Origin of the sequence: Tengunoibacter tsumagoiensis (assembly GCF_003967535.1) — a bacterium.
Lineage (GTDB): Bacteria > Chloroflexota > Ktedonobacteria > Ktedonobacterales > Ktedonobacteraceae > Tengunoibacter > Tengunoibacter tsumagoiensis.
In genome coordinates, this window is sequence record NZ_BIFR01000002.1 from 331230 (window position 1) to 346334 (window position 15105).

At 47.1% G+C, this 15105-nt stretch carries 14 protein-coding genes; 11 read left to right on the forward strand and 3 right to left on the reverse strand.

The window, feature by feature from the left end:
- The first annotated feature begins 48 nt into the window (after positions 1-48).
- Positions 49-276, forward strand: coding sequence for a hypothetical protein (locus EL628_RS22135; protein WP_126582190.1), 228 nt, complete (start codon positions 49-51; stop codon positions 274-276).
- A gap of 153 nt (positions 277-429) precedes the next feature.
- Here EL628_RS22135 and EL628_RS22140 read toward each other — a convergent pair whose 3' ends face one another.
- The 3 genes from EL628_RS22140 to EL628_RS22150 all read right to left on the reverse strand — a co-directional run bounded on the left by EL628_RS22140 (position 430) and on the right by EL628_RS22150 (position 7533).
- Positions 430-1356, reverse strand: a complete 927-nt coding sequence (locus EL628_RS22140) for an aldo-keto reductase family protein (RefSeq protein ID WP_126582191.1) — start codon at positions 1354-1356, stop codon at positions 430-432.
- Positions 1357-1493: 137 nt separating this feature from the next.
- A complete protein-coding gene (locus EL628_RS22145; protein ID WP_126582192.1) occupies positions 1494-4661 on the reverse strand; it encodes an efflux RND transporter permease subunit in 3168 nt (1055 codons plus the stop codon).
- A 112-nt stretch (positions 4662-4773) separates the two neighbouring features.
- Complete coding sequence (locus tag EL628_RS22150) at positions 4774-7533, reverse strand: ATP-binding protein (protein ID WP_126582193.1); 2760 nt, start codon at positions 7531-7533, stop codon at positions 4774-4776.
- Positions 7534-7902: 369 nt separating this feature from the next.
- Between EL628_RS22150 and EL628_RS22155 the strand changes: the two genes are divergently transcribed.
- The 10 genes from EL628_RS22155 to EL628_RS22200 all read left to right on the forward strand — a co-directional run bounded on the left by EL628_RS22155 (position 7903) and on the right by EL628_RS22200 (position 15074).
- Positions 7903-8184, forward strand: coding sequence for a hypothetical protein (locus tag EL628_RS22155; protein WP_126582194.1), 282 nt, complete (start codon positions 7903-7905; stop codon positions 8182-8184).
- 155 nt (positions 8185-8339) lie between these two features.
- Positions 8340-8561, forward strand: a complete 222-nt coding sequence (locus EL628_RS22160) for a hypothetical protein (RefSeq protein ID WP_126582195.1) — start codon at positions 8340-8342, stop codon at positions 8559-8561.
- A 92-nt stretch (positions 8562-8653) separates the two neighbouring features.
- Positions 8654-8902 (forward strand): hypothetical protein, encoded by a 249-nt coding sequence (locus tag EL628_RS22165; RefSeq protein ID WP_126582196.1) that lies wholly within the window; start codon positions 8654-8656, stop codon positions 8900-8902.
- 155 nt (positions 8903-9057) lie between these two features.
- Positions 9058-9294 (forward strand): hypothetical protein, encoded by a 237-nt coding sequence (locus EL628_RS22170; RefSeq protein ID WP_126582197.1) that lies wholly within the window; start codon positions 9058-9060, stop codon positions 9292-9294.
- 69 nt (positions 9295-9363) lie between these two features.
- Complete coding sequence (locus EL628_RS22175; RefSeq protein WP_126582198.1) at positions 9364-9600, forward strand: hypothetical protein; 237 nt, start codon at positions 9364-9366, stop codon at positions 9598-9600.
- A 102-nt stretch (positions 9601-9702) separates the two neighbouring features.
- Entirely contained in the window at positions 9703-9951 is a 249-nt protein-coding gene (locus EL628_RS22180; protein ID WP_126582199.1) for a hypothetical protein, read from the forward strand.
- Positions 9952-9983: 32 nt separating this feature from the next.
- On the forward strand, positions 9984-10232 hold the full coding sequence (locus EL628_RS22185) for a hypothetical protein (RefSeq protein ID WP_126582200.1): 249 nt from the start codon (positions 9984-9986) through the stop codon (positions 10230-10232).
- A 267-nt stretch (positions 10233-10499) separates the two neighbouring features.
- Entirely contained in the window at positions 10500-13268 is a 2769-nt protein-coding gene (locus tag EL628_RS22190; RefSeq protein ID WP_161975675.1) for a class III lanthionine synthetase LanKC N-terminal domain-containing protein, read from the forward strand.
- A 28-nt stretch (positions 13269-13296) separates the two neighbouring features.
- On the forward strand, positions 13297-14181 hold the full coding sequence (locus tag EL628_RS22195; protein ID WP_126582202.1) for a GAF domain-containing protein: 885 nt from the start codon (positions 13297-13299) through the stop codon (positions 14179-14181).
- Positions 14182-14222: 41 nt separating this feature from the next.
- Positions 14223-15074: a S8 family serine peptidase gene (locus EL628_RS22200; protein ID WP_126582203.1), complete on the forward strand. Its 852-nt coding sequence runs from the start codon at positions 14223-14225 to the stop codon at positions 15072-15074.
- Positions 15075-15105 lie beyond the last annotated feature (31 nt).

A 15105-nucleotide genomic window follows, 5' to 3' on the forward strand; every position in this document is an offset into this window, starting at 1 on the left:
CACCATTCTTTGTATAGTTCTTTTAGAGTTTGTTTCCAGGAGAATGCTATGCGATTGAAGGCAGCTCGTAGTAAATTGCGCGAGATCATCATAAAAACAAACGATGATGAAGCATCTCGCCTTCAGCTTCATGAAAACCCTATGCGCTTTCTTGTCAAAGAAGGATTACCCTATGATGTTATAGAAGACTACTTACGTGAAGCGGCAATCATCTCAGATACTCCAGAGAATCAGATCCCTCCTTGCGCCAATACCTGTGCCCTTACCCGGTGGTGATCCACATATAAGCTCGGTTCAGGCTTTCGTTCTATCAATCGAATGAATAAACGCGTCTTCCTTTCAATCTTTGCAGATCAGTTTACGTTATACCAATGGCGCCTGGTTAAGCAATGCTATCAGTGGTAATTGAGTGTTCCATTCAGATTAACTTTACACAGGTTGTTTGCGGTACTTCTTTTTGTATTCATCTCCCTGATTTCGCATATGCAGATATTCGTCCGAAGCGAGAGGTCCTTTTTCAATCGCGGCCAGCGCGCTATCAATTTCCTCTCGCTTCGTGGGGCCAGTCAGAACAACATCGACAAAAGGGTTTGTGAGCGCAAAGCGATACTGCTCGGCAGTTGGGGGCCGCGTATCGCTGGTAAATGTATGTGTGTGCAGCTCTTTTTGAAATGCTTTCGCAGCATGGGCGACATTAAATGCAACAATGCCAGGATCTTTCCGTTTCTCGCCCTGGAGCGCTGGAAAGACGAGCTCTTCACAACCGCGTTCGAGGAGATTATACCGTAGCATCATCACATCAACTGCGTCTATACAGGAGCGTGCTTTCTGGAGGGAGTGAAAGGATGCTCCGACATAGCGGACCAGCCCTCGATCCACGATGTCTTGATTGATGTCGAGGACAAACTTTTTATCATGCCAGGCTTGTTGTTGGACCCATAGCCAGCGTTTCAACTGCTGATTATCGCGAAGGTTGTGGACCTTTGCGGTCAGTTCTGTGATCTGATCAGATTCACCCAGACAGCCCCAATGAAAAATATCGATGTAATCGATGCCCAGTTCTACGAATTGATCGAGCAAGACTGACTGTAAGCGTTCTGGATTGGTAATGTATGAGACAGTAGCCAGGATAACTTTATCGCGCCTTCCACTACGTGGATTGCAAAGCTTGCGGATAGCTTCAACAGAACGCTGATAGGCAAAATGATGGAGATCTGATGAAAAAAAAATATAGTTGATCCCACGATCAACAGCATAGAGAAGATCGTTACTTGAGATACCATTTCCGCCACCAATACCGAGGGGGCTGACCATCATCCCGGTCTTGCCCAATGGTCGTGCCGTAAAACCAGGCATAGGGTTCCTCCTTCACTTGCTCTGTTTGTCGATGTACCTGCTAAAAGAATGAGCAATCTTCCTTCCTTCTCGTGGTGCATTCCCGGCACACTATTATCGTGTGTCGGGAATGCATCACTGACACTGAAGAGAAACTTTTATTCGGTGCTGTCACCAGATTTGGGTTGAATGTATGCATGTACCTCATGACCGATATGAGGTACAGCTACCGATGGAGCATATGGCTGTGCAAATGATGGTGAGGCGTTCTGTGTTTGTGCCTTCTTTTTACCAGTAAACATCACATAAAGAGTTGGCACAAGCAACAGTGTAAGCAGTGTAGAAGTAGCCAGACCGCCGATTACAGTGAGCGCGAGTGTTGAAGAGATGAAACCACTTGATCCGCTCAAGCCCAGGGCAAGCGGCAGAAGTGCGCAGATAGTCGCAATGGCCGTCATTAAAATTGGGCGTACGCGATGTCGTGTTCCTTCCAGCACCGCTTCTTGTGCACTCATGCCAGCAGCGCGATAATGGAGAATGCGATCAAGCAGAACGATCGCATTGGTCACAACAATGCCAACCAGCATAAGCAATCCAATAAAGGCAGGTACATCTAATGGACTTCCTGTGACGAGCAACAGAAGCACCGAGCCAATGCTGGCAAAAGGAATAGCGACCAGCAAGATTAATGGATACAGGATACTGCGGAATGTTGCGACCATCACCAGGAAGACGAGTAGGATGGCAGCCAGCAGTGAGAGGCCCAGGCCTGCGAACGCGTCAGATTGCTGTTGGGCGACACCACCGATAGCAGCTGTTACCCCTGAAGGTAACGTAACAGCCTTCAGTTCTTTCTGGAGATCAGCAGTTACAGCGCTGGTATTATTCGTCGTTGGGGTCAGACTGATTGTTGCAGTGCGTGTGCCATTCAGATGGGTAATCTGGGATGGTCCTTTCGTTTGTGCAATATCAGCGATATCCCCTAATTTTACACTCCCAATCGCTGAAGGAAGGAGGAGATTTTGCATATCATCGATCGTATCCGTCTTCCCATTGATTTGCAGATCAACATCCTGTGGTTTGCCACCCAGATTAATTGTTGTAATTGTCTGGCCGCTATACACCTGACGGAGGAGCTGCCCAACCTGTATCGTTGAAAGGCCATAGCCAGCAGCCTTCTGGGCATTGACTTTCACATCCATCAGATTGGTTGCCGCAGACAGATTACTGGTCACATTGGTTGTATTGGCAGTGCGACTAACCGCATTCAAAATGGCCGTATTCGCAGTAGCGAGATCGGCTTCATTGTTCGCCTGAATATCGATATTGATCGCAGAGTTACCAGAAGAAGAACTGCCACTCACCTGTACCAGGCCAACATCTGGTAAAGCTTTGACACGTGATTGGACCGTGTCCTGAACCTTCTTTGCATCACTGTGCTCATCGGTAATGATTGTAAAGCTTGCGATGTTATTTCCCCCGCTCAAGCCACCACTATTTGGATCATTGCCCATGGTCACTTGATACGTTTTGACGCCAGATGTTGTTTTGAGGATCTGCTCAATGTTCATGGCTGATCGATTGGTACGATCAATGCTACTCCCCACCGGGAGCGTAATACTGAGTGAAAACGTGTTCTGCTCTAAATTGCCAATAAAGCCAAAGCCAAGACGTGAGGTCATAAAGAGCGTTGCGAGCAGAAGAAGAACAGAGATGCCTACAGTAATAAAACGATGGTTCGTCGTCCACCGCACTGGTGGGACAATGAGACGTTCAAGCAGTGCAGGCCGTGAAGCCTTCTGCTCATGCTGAAGCGTTGGGACTTTGAGAAACCAGTAGGCCAGAACTGGAATTACGAAGAGCGCAACAACCAGAGATGCGAGCAGTGCAATAGTGACAACCAGCGCAAAGGGCCGGAAATAGACGCCAATAATGCCTCCTGTAAATCCGAGTGGGAGAAAGACAGCGACCGTCGTCAACGTCGAGGCAATTACTGCAACGCCAACTTCACGTACAGCGATAGGAATAGCCTCCTCGCGTGGCTCTCCCATTTGTAAGTGGCGATAAATGTTTTCAAGCACCACAATTGAATCGTCAATGACGCGCCCAATCGCAATAGTTAACCCTGCTAAAGTAAAGATATTCAGGGTATAGCCCTCAATTTTCAGACCAATGAGCGCCACAACCACTGATAGAGGGATCGAAATGGCCGTTACCAGAGTCGAGCGGATAGAAAGCAGAAAGATCAAAATGACAATAATCGCAAACAAAGCCCCCAGTAATCCTTCTCTAATCAAGCTTTCAATGGAGTTCGTGATAGGCGGGGCCGTATCAGAGATCACGGTTAAACTGGTATGATGCCCAATCTTGTGCTCCAATGATGATAGCTGATCTTTGACTGCTGCTGAAATTGTTACAGTATTGCCATTTGCACCGGGAAAGACGGCAACGCCAATGCTGGGCTCTCCATTGGTTCGGGTCAATGTGCTGGATGGAGCCAGTTCTTGTTGGACGGATGCAACGTCTGTCAGTCTGATTGGAGTACCTGGCTGGCAGTTGCTTCCTGGTACTGCTCGGGCGCAGGTGTGTTGCCCAATCACCAGATCCTGTAAACTTTGAAGATCAGTCGTATTGCCATCAACACGCACTGCCCACGTCTGTTGATGATCGTTGATCTCACCAGCCGGGATAAGCGCATTGCTTCCCTGTAGAGCAGCTTGAATCTGAGCAATCTGGACGCCTTGTTCTTGCAATTTTTGCGGATCCACTTGAATGGATACAATGGAATTGCGCAAGCCAGTGACCTGTACGGAGGATACGCCAGAGATACCCTGTAAAGCAGGAACGACAGTCGTTTTTAGATCTGCCCCCAGAGTTGCGGCATCCTCTGCTGAAGTCACTGAGAGTTGCACAACTGGAATGGATGATGTGCTCTCTGTAATGGTTTGAGGATTTACTCCTGTTGGCAGCGTAGCCTGGACACGCGTAATCTGCTGTGCTATTTGTTGACTGGCTGCATTGATGTCTGTACCAAAGTCGTAATAGACAATGATCAATGATGTGCCTTGACTAGAATAAGAGGTAATCTTCTGAACCCCTTGACCGCCAAGCAGGCTTTGTTCAATCGGTTTGGTAATCTCTTGTTCAATAATGGAAGGAGAAGCACCAGCATAAGGAGTTAAAATTCCAACAGCTGGATATTGAATTGATGGGAGGAGTTCTTGCTTTAAAAAGGGGATGGTAAACAAGCCAAACAGAAAGATCCCGACTGTAGCCAGCGCGATCAGTCCTCTGTTGACAATGTTCCATTTCGTTAAATGTAACATCGTACTTCCTTGCTCCTTTCACGAGGTGAGAGTAGATGAATCTTGTAAGAGATGGCAGCAGTATCAGATGTATGGAAGCGACCGGGATGGCTGGATCTGGCCTCTAGCGCTATTAAGGCATTTTTGATTGAATAGTAATACTCAGAGCATCTGCGATGACCTGCTGCAATTTATCGGTGAGACCAGCCTGCCAATAGGCAGTAAAAGAAACTTCTCCAAGTTGATCTTCCAGGGTTTGGATCGCCTGCCCATTGAAAACAGGATCTTCCTGTTGAACCATTTTGTTGAACTGGTTGTACATCTTTTGGGCTCGTGCAAAGAGATGGGCAGCTAACGAAAACTGGTTGTCCGTGAATGCCACCTGCGCCAGACCAGCCAGACAGGTAGCAATACCAAAGCGATCATCCTGCTTTTGAAACAGAGCAAGACTCTGTTTATACAAGGTAGCAGCTTGATCATATACATGCTGATAGAGCGCGATCTCGGCCAGATTGGCCTGTGAGATTGCAATGCCAATCGTATAGTCTAATGCCTGGGAATGTTTCAGCCCTTCCTGATACAGCAGCGCTGCCTGTTCATAATGATGTAATTGCTTTTCAACATCGCCAAGGTTATTGAAGGCTGATGCAATTGCATATTCGTCACCTACCTTTTCAAAGAGAGCCAGGCTTTCTGCATGCAATTTTGCCGCATCGACAAGCTTTCCTTGTTTAATAGCCACATTCCCCAGGTTATTGAGCAACGTCGCCATTCCTCGCTGATCGCCAGTTTCCTGCTTAATGTGCAGGCTTTTCTCCAGCAGCGATGTGGCTTGTTGGATAGCACCTTGATGGAGAGCCGCATCGGCCATTGTCACATAAGCTCTACTTATCAGTTCTTTGTCTTGTAAGTGCAAGCTCAAGGCCAGTGCCTCTTCTGCCAGGTGCGTTGCCTGTTGTAAATGTCCTTGATGTATAGCCAGAATGCCCATACCATGGAGTGCTCTCGCCTTGACTCTCATCGAGGGAGGCTGCTGAATATCAAGTTTTAAGAGCTCCTCGAGCGTTTGTTTGGTATCTTCCGTCTGGCCAACGATCAGCCAGAATCTCCAGAGGGCACTGACCATGCGAAGCCCTGCCTCCACCTGAAGATGTTGGACAGACCAGCTAAAGGCTAACTGAAGATTCTCTTGCTCCGTTTTGAGTATCTGCATCCAATATTTCTGTTCGGCTCCGATGAGCCCTGGTTCTGCCTGCTCTGCCAGTTCCAGATAGTAGGTAGCATGCATCTCTCTAAGGGGTGGGTAGTGTTCAGATGCCAGGGTTTCTTGTGCAAATTCGCGAATAGTCGTGAGCATTTCAAAACGTGGCTCTTCGTCGATCTGCTCATGTTGTTGAATAAGGCTTTTGGTAAGTAATGAATGAAGAACATTAAAAATATCGACCTCTTTACTTACCGTTGATTGGCAGATCTGCTCAATTGCCTCAAGAGTGCATCCACCTGCAAAGATAGATAATTGTGCAAAAAGCTGTTTTTCATTCTGATCGAGCAGATCGTAGCTCCAGGCAATAGCATTGCGTAACGTTCGTTGTCGTTCTGAGCGATTGCGTTCACCTCCTGTCAATAATTTCAAGCTATGGCTGATCCGTTTGAGCATTGCCTGGGGGGGAAGGATATTGATGCGTGCTGCTGCTAATTCAATGGCAAGGGGGAGCCCATCCAATCGGCAGCAGATCTCAACGATTGCAGCGGCATTCTGTGCAGTCAACTCAAAGTCGGGTTTAATGGCTCTGGCCTGCTGCAAAAACAAGGCAATGGCATCCCAGCGCAGGAGCTCTTGCGGACTCTGTGACGTATCATAGAAAGGAACCCTTAATGGAGAGACGTGATATTCATGTTCACCGTCGATGTGTAAAGCCTCTCGACTACTGATAAGCACTTTCAGTTGTGGGCAGGCCAGAAGTAATTCTGTAATGAAAGCTCCAGCCTGTACCACCTGTTCAAAATTATCCAGGATAAGGAGAATAGCGGCATCTAAATGCTCTTTAAGCAGATCGAGAAGGGAGAGATTCCAATGTTTGGATACGCCAATAGCTTGAGCAATAGTGGGGATCACAGAACTGATATCCCGCACAGTTGCCAACTCTACAAAGTAGACCCCATCGGGGAAAGATTCGGCGAGTAGTGAGCCAACTTGTATGCTCAGCCTGGTTTTGCCAGTACCACCAGGACCAATCAGCGTAACGAGCCGTATCTGTTGATCTCCTAATAGCTGACTGATCGCCGTAAGCTCCTGTTCCCTTCCAATAAAGGCAGTCAGTTGTAACGGAAGATTCTGTCTCCGATGCCCGAGCGTCTTAATCGGAGGAAACTGAATAGATTGATGAGAATACACGAGTTGAAAGATATGTTCAGGCTGCTGAATATCTTTGAGAAAATGAACACCAAGATCGACTACTGGAATGTTTGCCTCAATGAGTGCGTGGGTGCTGCCTGTTAAAAGAACCTGCCCGCCATGAGCTGCTGATAGCAGGCGTGCAACATGATTGAGTGTCTGACCAAAGTAGTCGGCTTCCCGTTGTTCTGCCTCACCAGTATGTACCGCGATCCTCACCCGCAAAGGAGTAATTTCCAGGGCCCATGGCTCGGCAGCCAGAGCATTTTGGGCGTCAATGGCAGCTTGAACGGCGTGTCCTGCGGTGCTAAAGGCAACACAGAAGGCATCTCCTACAGTTTTGAAGACAACTCCTCCATGAAGGTGCATAACTGCATGTAAGAGCTGATCATGGCGAGCAATAGTTCTCTTCATGATATCTGGAAAGCGCTGCCAACGTCTGGTACTCTCTTCAATATCTGTAAAGAGGAATGTAATAGTCCCTGTAGGCATCTGCATCGCTATCCCTCCGTTCCTTCTCCTCACACCTCTTCAGCCGTTCAAACATCTGAACTACCATAGTTCTAATATACATAAACCTGGTTTAAATGTCAATGATTTTTAATATTTCCTGATTATATTTTATTAGTTCCAACAACTTCCAACAAACTTCGTAAAAATTAAGGTATTTTTGTATTAGCTCCAAAAAGCATTGACAATGTTTGATTGGTATGTTATAAGTACTTGTGTAAAACATCAACTAAGTGTAACGCTCTTAATGAGACTGAAATATCGGTAAGAGTATCCTACATTGAAGGTAGTTTCATTGGGTTCTTACTTGAAGTAAAGCGTAAGCAGTTCTTTGTGCAATGGATAAGGAGCTCAAAAGTGCGTCTTCATGTTGCTCGTAAGAAGTTACGTACCATTGTTGCACAAGCTTGCAATGACCGATATTACATGAATGTGCTACGTAACGATCCTGTAGATGTTCTGGTCAATGAAGGTCTCCCTTTCGATGTGATTGAAGATTTTCTACGTGAGACTGGCTTGCAGGCCGATGTCTCCGGGTATGCCATGTCTGGGCAAATGTGTGCAAATTCCTGTGCACTCTCTCATACAAATGCTTATCCTCCTGGGGAATGTTATTTTCCTGCGTTATCTTCCCTATAATGTGTTTACGAATTTTCTTGCTATAATGTGTTCGATGTGCCCAGGAATCTTCTTGCCTCCAACATTTTTGTAATTGGCAGTGTAAAATCTGATCAATCTTTTTTTCCGTTATCGCGTAGTTGCCCTATGTTATCTCTATGAAGAAGGAGGCACTGATGAACACTTATCCTGAGCATATTAGAGCACTTGCCCGTCAACTCGGTGCTCGGCTCAAGACAGATGCGACATTTAAAGAGCAAGTGGAGAAGAATCCTATTGATGCGCTTGGTGCAGCAGGCTTGCAAAAAGAAGTGGTCGCAGATTTTTTGCGAGAGACTGGTCTGGGTGATGTCGCTGGCTATTTGGGCTCAGGTTTTTGTAGTTTGACTGTGTATTGAGTGCCTATGTCATTGTCGGTTGCAGAACAATGACATGGCACGTACAACGTTTGCGATAGTGTGGCCATAAAGCAGCTTTAAAGGAGGTACATATGAGTGAAAAAGATATGGCTCATCTGCGGGTTGTTGCGCAACAATTAGTTGAACGTCTGGGTGCGGACCCTACATTCAAGACCCAGGTCCAGCAAGACCCGGTTGCCGTTCTCAGTGGTGCAGGCCTTCCTCAAGAGTATGTGTCGACCTTTTTACATGAGACAGGGCTTGAAGAAGTAGCGGGATATCTTTCCCCTAACACCACCCATTATTGTTTAATTACCTGCTTGTTGAGCAATATTATCTGATTTACTCTTTACCTGCCATATCTCGTAATATGGCGGTAAATCCCTGCGGTTGGCATAGGCCCACGAAATTGTTACGTTGGGTACAACCGTAGAGAATTGCCGCTATGTGAGCCTCTCTCCATAGTTGTCGCAAATAGTTATTAAAGGAGAAAAAGATGAGCAATCAGGAGTTTGAGCAGGCCCGTGAGGCTGCCCGTCGTCTTGCAGAACGTGCGAAGGCTGATCCCGCTTTCAAAGAAAAGCTTCAGAAAGATCCCAAAGGGACCCTTACTTCTGAGGGATTGCCTGAAAACTATGTTGACACATTTGTGAAAGAGACGGGCATTGGCGATGTCGTAGGCTTCAGCGCTGATACCATCACCATCTGCATTGCTTTCTCGATCAGTCTGTAATTTCCCTGGCTATCTCCTGAATATGAATGGCATGATGGCAGGTAATGGACCTGTTGAAAGGACATACTTATGAGCGATCAGAATAATCAGCAACTACGCGCACTTGCACGCCAGCTCTCCGAGCGTATGAAGACCGAGCCAGATTTTAAGGCTCAGGTAGAAAAAGACCCTTCTGCCACGTTGACAGCCGCAGGCCTTCCTACTGATGCAGTAAAAGAGTTTTTGCAGTTGACCAGTACTGATGATGTCACTGGCTATTCTGCGGACACCATCTGGATCTCTATCTGCATTCTCTCTGGTCTTTAATGATTCTCTGGTCAATGCGGTCCAGGTATCTATTCTATTCACTGGCGCTTTTTGTGTTTGTTCGTCTCTACCAATTTACCTGTATAAAAAAGGAGTTTCATCATGAGCGATCAGAATCTTGAACAGATTCGTGCGACGGCTCGTCAATTAGTTGAGTGCATCAATAGCGATAGCAGCTTTAAAGAGAAGGTAGAAAAAGATCCAAAAGGCACACTGGTGGCAGAGGGATTGCCAGAGAATGCAGTAGGAGAGTTTCTGCACGAGGCTAATCTGACCGATGTCGCTGGCTATAGCGCAGACCTTACCATTTCAATTACCATTTGTGGTCTTAGCTGTCTTCTTTCATTATAGTAGCATAGCATGTGCTAAGAAGGAGTTTCATCATGAGCGATCAGAATCTGGATCAATTACGTGCGACGGCCCGTCAATTAGTTGAGCGCATCAATAGCGATAGCAGCTTTAAAGAGAAGGTAGAAAAAGATCCGAAAGGCACGCTGGTGGCAGAGGGATTGCCAGAGAATGCAGTAGGAGAGTTTCTGCACGAGGCTAATCTGACCGATGTCGCTGGCTATAGCGCAGACCTCACCATTTCAATTACTGCATGTTTGCTGTCTTGCCTTATCTCTTTATAAGAGCGACGAATTATACTTTGAGCAGAGAACAAGAGCTGATTTTTGTCATACCAGGAGAATGAAGGAAATTCTTTGTCAGGGACGTTCCATCACCTCTCCTAGCACTTCGTTACCTCATACTATAGCAGATAGATAGAAATCAGGTCAATAGGAGCTATTGCGGGAGGAAGCCTCTTCCTTCCGCTCTCTCGGTTCTTCAACGGCTACAGTATAGTATCACAAGCGAGCACACCTGATAATATGTTTTTGAAGGAAGGGAAGTGCGCGATGGTTGTTCATCATGCAGATAATTCTTTGAACTCTCACAATGATGAGGTCTTAATTGCAGTAGCGCGCGAGGTTTGTGCTCAGAATGCACCACTTACACAGCAATGGAATATAAATTATGCGTATGATGCACAGAAGCCATGGCTTCGCTTTGTGCGTCAGAACACAACCCTCCCTTCGCAAGGGTGGAAACTCCATGTGTCAGCCAGTATTGATTCGGCAGCTGCTTTATTGCGCTGTGTTTTACCTCTTTTACTAGCTGAGTCTTCAGCCTTCAAATGTGCTGCAACGATTCAGCATCTGAATTATTTAAATCAGGGGCAAGGAGGGAACAGTCAGTTAGGAAAATTTATTACCATCTATCCTGCCAATGACGAAGAGGCAGTTCGTCTTGCCCTTCTTCTCGATAACGAGACGCGCAATCGAGGGCTGGGAGGTCCGAACATTCCATCAGACCATATTTTGTGCCCTGGGAGCCTGGTCTATTATCGGTATGGGGGCTTTGATGGCAAAACGTTTGTGCAACAACAAAATGGTATGATTAGCCACGCGCTTATGACTCCAGAGAATGAGCTGATCGTAGATCGCCGGACTCCCCGCTATAGTGCTCCCGAGTGGGTGACGGACCCCTTCAAAGCAGCTGGCATCTCGGTCGATCTACCCCCTATGGAGCGACTTCTGGAAAAACGTTATCTTATATTAGCGACCATTTCTGCAAATATCAGCCATATTGTCTATCTCGGAGCTGATTTAGAGAATTCTTGCTCTTGTATCGTGAAGGGATTGGGATATGGATGGCAGTATAATACTACAGATAAACTGGGTCGTACCAAATTATTGCACGAAGGTGAGATTATGGCGCGCCTGCATGGTATCCCCTTTGTGCCTGAGCTCTATGCGGTCATTGAGACTGAATATGATGCCTATCTTATTATGGAAGATATTGAAGGAAAGACGTTAACAAACTATGTATCGCAGATCTCAGCCAGGGGAGAGCAGCTCCCATTCTCCACAATAGTGCAATGGAGTATACAGCTTGCTCAACTGTTTGCAGCGATTCATGCACGAGGAATTGTCTATGGAGATATTAAATCAAGCAATATCATCCTGGGCGATCATGAACAGCTCTATCTGATCGATTTCGATACTGCTCACGAATCCGGCGATACAACCAGGCGTTTTGCCGGTCGGGGAACACGTGGATATATGTCACCACAGGTCTGTCAGGGACAGACGGCCACCATTGCCGATGATATCTTCTCTCTAGGTGCTCTCTATTACTTTTTGCTTACGGGCATTGAAGTATCTACGTCTGTTGATCCATTGAAGCCTTTGATTCGGCCACTTGAGTGGATTCGACCAGATATTCCCCATGCTCTCCAGCAGATTATTCTCCGTTGTACAGCCGAGCAGCCAGAGGATCGCTATGCTTCTATGCGAGAGTTACAGACGGCTCTAGAGCATGTTACGATTATTGATGAAGTTATTCCTTTTGGCTGTGAGCTCACTTCTACCTATATTGTAGAAGCTAAAGAACGTTATCGGCACCTGGCCAGCCGCTTATTAGAGACACTGTGTGCTCAGGCTCAAAAAGTACCAGGAGAGCCCGGTCTCGCCTGGATGAGCTTGCACCATACTGCGCCGAACTTTTTTTCACGTGATTTGAATACTGGAAATAGTGGGACGCTTCTGGCTCTGGCCGAATTAACCTGGGTTTTGGATAGTGCGCGTGGACGTGAGGTACTGGCTGAAGGGGCTCTCTGGCTTCGTCAAGCACAGCCATTGAGGAAGCCTCCTCTGGCTGGATTGTATGCTGGCATAGCCGGTTCTGGGGTAGCTTTATTAAAAGCGGGTCAGGTATTGAAAGATCCTTCCTTTATCGATGCCGCGATTGAGCGCTCTCGCATTGTTGCCTCTTTACCATTGCAATCACTGGATATTATCCATGGAGCTGCTGGCCGCCTGCGTTTTCATCTTTTACTCTGGGATGAAACGCATGATCAAGAACATCTGGAGGCTGCTCAGGCCTGTGGCGAATACCTGCTCTCAACGGCTACTTTTGAACCATCAGGGACTGTCTATTGGGATCATGTGTCCGTGCTGGATGAAGAAAGTAAAAAGCCTCTGCTTGGCTATGCGCATGGAACCGCAGGTATTGCCGATGCGTTGTTGGAGCTCTTTGAAACCACAGTTGATGAACGATATGTGCCCGCTATCGTTGGCGCTGCTGCCTGGTTACAACTTCAACTGGTGAGTAGTGAGAGCGATCCACAGTTATTGAGCTGGCCACGAGCGGTGGGTGGCGAACCAGCGGCTGCTTTCTGGTGCCATGGAGCAACAGGAATTGGGCGCTTCTTTCTCCACCTTGCTAAAGGGAATTTGTTTGCCAGTGCAGCTGCCATAACCGCCAGGGTGGCGAAGACCGTGGCTCGTGGTCACCGCTGGGCCTCGACTACTCAGTGTCACGGACTTGCTGGGAACATTGAATTCTTGTTAGATCTCTATCGCTTTACGGGCGATACACTCCTCTGTGAACAAGCTTTTGTCCTTGGTAGATTACTGGAAACGTTTGCTGGTGAGCAAGATGGTCTCCTGGTCTTCCCTTCAGAGTTTCCTGGTGTGTTTACACCTGATTATATGATTGGTTACGCTGGCGTTGCCCTTTGCCTGCTCCGTTTGAGCGCTCCCGAGCTCCTTCCCCATGCGTTAAGCCGTGCAGCTTTTCGTGCATATAGCCATACTGTACATCATACAATGCCTATTGCCTGATGAAGAAAGGCAGAAGTGGAGAAACTCTATGGATCAGCATCGCCTAGAATCAGTTCAAGAAGAACTTGCCAGGGCTTATGAGACGATTGCACAACAAAAAGATGTAGTGGAACGGCTCCAGCAGCAACTGGAAAGAGAACAATTTGCGCAAGAGTTAAGACAGTTGATGGTTCGTTCATCTACGGCAAGCCAATTGCTTTCCCCTTTTACTCATTCGCGGCTCTTAGAGATGGTTGTCCAGACGGCTGCTGAGGTTATTTCTGCCGATGCTGGCTCGCTTTTTTTAATTGATGAGGAGGCACAGGAGCTCGTTTTTGAGGTTGCCATTGGACCAAAGGCCCGGCAAGTGAAGCAGTTTCATGTGCCATTGGGGCATGGTATTGCTGGACTGGTTGCAGTAAGCGGACAGCCAATGGCGATTGCGCATGCTGATCAGGATACACGCCTGGCACTTGACATTGCATTCTCTATTCAATATGTACCGAAGAGCATTCTTTGCGTTCCTCTTTTCTACAACGATAGAGTTATTGGCGTGATCGAATTACTGGATAAGCAGAAGAATGCGCTATTCACGCCAGAGGATATGTATATACTTGGACTCTTTTCGCATATGGCCGCCGTTGCTATTGGGCAATCGCGTTCGTATCACGATCAACAATCGTTGCTTCAATCACTTATTCATGCGTTTACCCAGGACAATGTACAGCAGCGGCAACAACTCTATCAGCAGGCCGAATCTTTTTCTCATTGGGTAACTACAGAGGACCCTTCTTACGCCAGAATGCGCGAGCTGGTCACGCTTGTCAATGAGCTTTCACTTTATGGTGAGCAAGAAGCTGCCCTATGTAGTACTGTGCTCCAGGGGTTTGCACAGAGCCTTCGTCTGCGGAATCTCGCCGTTTTACCGTCATAAGACAGTAGCTAGACAGAAAAAGAATTGACAAAGGAGCAGTTATGAAGATTGTTCCAGCCTGGAGTGCGCAATTTGCAGAGGATGCACTCCGTACAGTTGATCCCCTTCCCCCCCTTGAAGATAGCGTGACCTGGGAAGGCGTTTTCGGTAACAGTACAGGCAAGGGCGTAAGAGTTGCTGTTATCGATAGTGGGATAGATAGTACCCACCCTGCCTTTGACAAGGGCGTGAGCGGATATGTGGCAATTCATGAGGATAACGGATCAATTTTGTATGATACCGAGCCCCATGAAGATGTGTTTGGGCATGGCACCGCCTGTGCAGGCATTATTCGTTCTATTGCACCTGACTGTGAGCTGTATAGTGTTCGTGTGCTGGGCTCAGCATTAATTGGACGTGGAAGTACGTTTATGGCGGGTCTGCGTTGGGCCGTAGAAAATAATATGCACGTCTGTAATTTAAGCCTGGGAACTACAAAAAAAGAATTTTATGCAAGCTTGCACGAGATAGCTGATAAAGCTTATTTCAATAATGTGCTGCTTGTCGCAGCGGCTAATAATCTTCCGATTCCAAGCTTTCCTTCCATGTATTCCTCTGTTATTTCGGTTGCTGCTGATCAACAAAATGAATATGACATGCACCGGTTTTTCTATAATCCCGCTCCTCCAGTAGAGTTTGGTGCTCCAGGTATAGAGGTACGTGTTCCCTGGCAGAACCATAGCTGGATTATGGCAACTGGCAATAGTTTTGCTGCCCCTCATATTACGGGTATGATTGCCAGTATTCTGGGCAAACATCCGGGTATAACTCCTTTCCAGGTAAAGAGCCTTTTGCGCTCGCTGTCTGCTAATTCAACTGTCTACAGGCAGAGAGGGCGCTCAGGTGATAGTTAAAGCGCACGAAGAGAAATAAGAAGGTAGCTCA

What these genes read in the sequence shown, in the direction of transcription:
- EL628_RS22135 (WP_126582190.1), top strand. Translation starts at nt 49, where the DNA reads ATGCGATTGAAGGCAGCTCGTAGTAAATTGCGCGAGATCATCATAAAA.
- EL628_RS22140 (WP_126582191.1), bottom strand. Translation starts at nt 1,356, where the DNA reads ATGCCTGGTTTTACGGCACGACCATTGGGCAAGACCGGGATGATGGTC.
- EL628_RS22145 (WP_126582192.1), bottom strand. Translation starts at nt 4,661, where the DNA reads ATGTTACATTTAACGAAATGGAACATTGTCAACAGAGGACTGATCGCG.
- EL628_RS22150 (WP_126582193.1), bottom strand. Translation starts at nt 7,533, where the DNA reads ATGCAGATGCCTACAGGGACTATTACATTCCTCTTTACAGATATTGAA.
- EL628_RS22160 (WP_126582195.1), top strand. Translation starts at nt 8,340, where the DNA reads ATGAACACTTATCCTGAGCATATTAGAGCACTTGCCCGTCAACTCGGT.
- EL628_RS22165 (WP_126582196.1), top strand. Translation starts at nt 8,654, where the DNA reads ATGAGTGAAAAAGATATGGCTCATCTGCGGGTTGTTGCGCAACAATTA.
- EL628_RS22170 (WP_126582197.1), top strand. Translation starts at nt 9,058, where the DNA reads ATGAGCAATCAGGAGTTTGAGCAGGCCCGTGAGGCTGCCCGTCGTCTT.
- EL628_RS22175 (WP_126582198.1), top strand. Translation starts at nt 9,364, where the DNA reads ATGAGCGATCAGAATAATCAGCAACTACGCGCACTTGCACGCCAGCTC.
- EL628_RS22180 (WP_126582199.1), top strand. Translation starts at nt 9,703, where the DNA reads ATGAGCGATCAGAATCTTGAACAGATTCGTGCGACGGCTCGTCAATTA.
- EL628_RS22185 (WP_126582200.1), top strand. Translation starts at nt 9,984, where the DNA reads ATGAGCGATCAGAATCTGGATCAATTACGTGCGACGGCCCGTCAATTA.
- EL628_RS22190 (WP_161975675.1), top strand. Translation starts at nt 10,500, where the DNA reads ATGGTTGTTCATCATGCAGATAATTCTTTGAACTCTCACAATGATGAG.
- EL628_RS22195 (WP_126582202.1), top strand. Translation starts at nt 13,297, where the DNA reads ATGGATCAGCATCGCCTAGAATCAGTTCAAGAAGAACTTGCCAGGGCT.
- EL628_RS22200 (WP_126582203.1), top strand. Translation starts at nt 14,223, where the DNA reads ATGAAGATTGTTCCAGCCTGGAGTGCGCAATTTGCAGAGGATGCACTC.